The following is a 1,579-nucleotide window of genomic DNA, read 5'->3' as shown; positions in this document are numbered from 1 at the left end:
TCGCCCAGTATTTCTCGCATGCAGCGACGCCACGAAACAGTTTCCAGATTTTTGCGTCGGAATCAAGGCGACTAGGCGCCAAGCGTGAATCGGTTTCATAAAATGCCTCCAGCACTTTTCTGCCAAACTCCCATTTTGTGGTGTCGATATCAGTAACGATGGAAATTTTAATATATGGCACCCTCATTGCAGATTTTGGCCTTTTCAAAATTCGAACCACTTCTCTGGTTGCCGGATTGATTTGGTGAACGATGCCCTGCACCTCATGAACTCTATCCCACAGCTCTTTTAATATGACCTTATTTAATGGAGTTATCAACAGGTAATATGGAGCTTTTGTACTGGCAGCGAGCTGCAGTTGTGCTTTGAACTTACTATCCAATGAGAGGATTGTCTCGCTACTTCCTCCGAGCATGCCAGCGGGCTGTTCCATATTGTCGGGATCGGGTGGGGTCGCATGCTTTGGTGTGGAGTTCTCCGGGAGTTCGGTTGCCAGGGGTTCGTTGGTGAGACGAATAAATCCTGGTCTCAGCAATTTCTTCAACTCGACTCGCCGCGCAGAGAACAGTGCAAAATTGTCCGCCACGTCGAAAATGTTTTCGGTGAGAGTCACCAAGTGTCCATCGCCAATTGCTTCGACGGCAAAGCCATTGGCGCGCAGCTTTTCTGCGTCGATTTCCTTGGTGTATTCCCGGCCAAAGAAGGTTGCCCAACCCAGGTTTGGGATGCCTCTTTTCTTCAGAATTAAAGCCGGCGGGCCCATGAAGAAATCGTCTGTGGCAACAATCGCATGATGGTCTGCCCCAAATGCATCGTCCCTTGTTTCAATATCGGTGAACAAATGCAGAATGGCAAACTGCGGGTTGGCGAGTTCAACAAGGCGGTGGAACAGGCCGGCCCAGTCGATCTTTCTGTTGGCGTCAGCATCACCCTTGAGCCATCCGGGCTGAAGTTCTCCAAACCGGTTCACCAAGGTATGGCACATTTCATAACTATACTTTGCCGCTTTGGACCGTTTCCACCCGCAATCCCATTTGGTGAATGTGCGTTCATTCCCAGATTCTATGATGGCTTCCATTGCCCAGTACTTCTCGCATGCAGCGATGTCATAAAACGGCCTCTTGATTTTTTCACCTAAAGCATAGTCAAAGCCATCAGGTACCAATCGTGGATCGGTTTCGCAAAATGTCTCCAGCACTTTTCTGCCGAACTCCCATTTTGTGGTGTCAATATCAGTAACGATGGAAATTCGAATATATGATTTTCTCATTTGGTGGGCCTTTTTGAAATCAGAGTATATATTCCAGTTGCTTTATCGAATTGGTAAACGGCGCCGTCTATCTTATGAATCGCATCCCACAGATTTTTTGATATGACCTTATTTGATGGACTCACCACCAAGGTAAATGGAACTTTCTCCTTGGTAGCATGCCGCATTTGTGCTCTGAACTGATCATTCATTGACAGGCTTACCGCGTGCTTTGTCTCAACAATGCCAAAGGTCTTCGCCATATGGTCGGGAATAGTGGTAACCCGTCTCCCATCGGGCAGGGTCACAGGCACTCCTTTGAAGTTCTCC

General features: G+C 47.9%; 2 protein-coding genes. Both read right to left on the bottom strand.

The features are described from left to right. Window positions 1–1,270: hypothetical protein (locus VTU_RS25875; RefSeq protein ID WP_138927804.1), on the bottom strand; the 1,270-nt coding region annotated here is incomplete at its 3' end. Continuing rightward, window positions 1,267–1,579, bottom strand: a 313-nt coding sequence (locus VTU_RS31200) for a putative toxin (protein WP_236610642.1), incomplete at its 5' end; no start/stop codon positions are given. The genes VTU_RS31200 and VTU_RS25875, both read right to left, overlap by 4 nt.

The sequence above is a fragment of the Verminephrobacter aporrectodeae subsp. tuberculatae At4 genome, from assembly GCF_000193225.1.
In the GTDB taxonomy this organism is placed as follows: domain Bacteria; phylum Pseudomonadota; class Gammaproteobacteria; order Burkholderiales; family Burkholderiaceae_C; genus Acidovorax; species Acidovorax aporrectodeae.
The sequence above is the reverse complement of the archived record's forward strand: the minus strand, read 5'-3'. Positions and strand labels throughout refer to the sequence as shown.